A 1,986-nucleotide genomic window follows, 5' to 3' on the forward strand; every position below is an offset into this window, starting at 1 on the left:
GGGGACGGGGCTGCGGGCGTCGGGGGTCGTCGGCGGCGGGTACGGCGCGGACGACGGACGCGGATCAGCGGCGACAGAGAGCGTCGTCGACGCACCAGGCCGAGCACGCGAAGAGTGCCAGGCACAGCAGGGAGGCGGGTGCGGACATGCGGACGACGTTATACGTGCACCCTGCATGAATCCAGCGTCGTCTCGGCATGTGGGCGCTCCGGTGAGACGCCGGGTCGGGTCGGCCGGCGCACCCGCCGGTGGAGCGACCGCCCGGCGCCGTCGGCCGCCCAGTTCTCCCGGCCGCACGCCGTCAGGGCACGCGCGCGGTCCACTCCTCGGTGGCGAACTTCGACCGCACCAGTTCCTCGGCGCGGGTCATCTCCTCGGCGGTGACCTCGCCGGCCGTCAGCCCGTGGCGGTCGCGGAAGGAGGCGATCATGTTCTCGATCACCTGCTCGCGGGCCAGACCGGTCTGCCGCCGCAGCGGGTCCACCCGCTTCTTGGCGCTCGTGGTGCCCTTGTCGGACATCTTCTCCTTGCCGATGCGGAGCACCTCGAGCATCTTGTCGGCGTCGATGTCGTAGGACATCGTCACGTGGTGCAGGACGGCTCCGGGACCGCCGTCCGGGCCCACCACCCGCTTCTGCGCCGCGCCGGCGATCTTGCCCGCCTCGGTGGCGATGTCGTTGAGCGGCTGGTACCAGGCCTTGATGCCCATGTCGCCCAGCGCGCCCAGCACCCAGTCGTCCAGGTAGGCGTAGCTGTCGGCGAAGGAGAGGCCGGAGACCAGGGACTCCGGTACCGACAGGGAGTACGTGATGGTGCTCATCGGCTCCACGAACATCGCCCCGCCGCCCGAGATCCGCCGCACCACCGTGATGCCGTGGCGGGCCGCGCCCTGCGGGTCCACCTCGTTGCGCAGCGACTGGAAGCTGCCGATGACCACGGCCGGCGACGCCCACTCCCACACCCGCAGGGTCGGCGCCCGCCGCCCGGCGGCCACCTCGGCGGTGAGCACCTCGTCCAGCGCCATGTGCAGGGCGGGCGGCTGCGGGCCGGTGTGGATGAGCTGCCAGTCGTAGTCGCCCCACTCGGTCGCACGGGCCAGCGCGCGCCGCACGGCGATGCCGACGCCCTCGGCGGTCAGGCCCAGCATCACCGTGGACTCCGGCAGGGCCGCGGTGATCCTGGTGGCCAGACCCGCTGCGTCCGTCGTGGCGGGAGCGCCCTCGAGGGCGTCGTTGATCGCCAGGAGGGCCTCGTCGGGCTCCAGGAAGAAGTCGCCGGCCACCCGTACGTCGCGCAGCACGTCGCCCCGGACGTCCAGGTCCACGACGACCAGCTTGCCGCCGGGCACCTTGTACTCGCCATGCACAGCCTCGGCTCCCTCCGGTCCCGGGTCCGCCTCACGCGTGGCCCACTCCATCCGATGATCGCTCGCCGCGAACGTGGACGCAGCGGGAGCTCCGGCCGCCGAAACCGCCAACACTTGTTCGCGAAGAAGTCTTTGCAAACAAGTGTTGGCGGTCTACGGTGAGGGCATGGCGAAGAGCGACGAGGTACGGCTGGACGCATCGGGGCTACGGGCGCTGGCGCACCCGCTGAGGGTGCGCCTGGTGGGACTGCTGCGCCGGCACGGGCCCTCCACGGCGACCCGGCTGGCGGAGCGGCTCGCCATCAACTCGGGCAGCGCCAGCTACCACCTGCGGAAACTGGCCGACGCCGGCTTCGTGGAGGAGCTCACCGACCGCGGCAACGCGCGGGAGCGGTGGTGGGCGGCCGCGCACCGGATGACCCGGTTCTCCGACCGGGAGCTCGCGGACCGCGAACCTGAGGCCACCCGCGTCTATCTGCAGTCGGTCGTCGACACCTACGCCTTGCGGGCTCGACAGGCGGTCGACGAGGTGGAGACCCTTCCCGTCGCCTGGCGGGGTGCCTTCGAGCTGAGCGACTGGGGGCTGCGGATCACGCCGGCGGAGGCGATCGCCTTGCGCG

At 72.1% G+C, this 1,986-nt stretch carries 2 protein-coding genes; one reads left to right on the forward strand and one right to left on the reverse strand.

The window, feature by feature from the left end; all coding sequences use genetic code 11:
- Window positions 1-301 precede the first annotated feature (301 nt).
- Window positions 302-1,366, reverse strand: coding sequence for a lipoate--protein ligase family protein (locus tag ACOV8S_RS05770; protein WP_448316444.1), 1,065 nt, complete (start codon window positions 1,364-1,366; stop codon window positions 302-304).
- Between the two features lie 166 nt (window positions 1,367-1,532).
- Between ACOV8S_RS05770 and ACOV8S_RS05775 the strand changes: the two genes are divergently transcribed.
- On the forward strand, window positions 1,533-1,986 hold a 454-nt coding region (locus ACOV8S_RS05775), incomplete at its 3' end, for a helix-turn-helix domain-containing protein (protein ID WP_448316445.1).

Source organism: Streptomyces sp. CO7, from assembly GCF_053474865.1.